Here is a 230-nt window from a genome sequence, read left to right as displayed (position 1 = left end):
TATGTCGAATTGAAAACTTAGGAGACTGTCAAATGGCACGTTATTTCCGTCGTCGCAAGTTCTGCCGTTTCACCGCTGAAGGTGTTGCAGAAATTGATTACAAAGATATCGTTACTTTAAAGAACTACATCACTGAAAGCGGCAAAATCGTTCCAAGCCGTATCACTGGTACTAGTGCTAAATATCAGCGTCAACTAGCTCGCGCTATCAAGCGTGCTCGTTATCTTTCT

Annotated in this window: 1 protein-coding gene; it reads left to right on the top strand. The window is 42.6% G+C overall.

What is annotated here, in order from left to right; all coding sequences use genetic code 11:
• Positions 1 to 32 precede the first annotated feature (32 nt).
• Positions 33 to 230 (top strand): 30S ribosomal protein S18 (rpsR, locus tag B4920_RS28275; protein ID WP_079437611.1); only part of this gene is annotated, 198 nt, incomplete at its 3' end.

The organism is Zoogloea sp. LCSB751, from assembly GCF_002028455.1.
In the GTDB taxonomy this organism is placed as follows: domain Bacteria; phylum Pseudomonadota; class Gammaproteobacteria; order Burkholderiales; family Rhodocyclaceae; genus Zoogloea.
The sequence above is the reverse complement of the archived record's forward strand: the minus strand, read 5'-3'. Positions and strand labels throughout refer to the sequence as shown.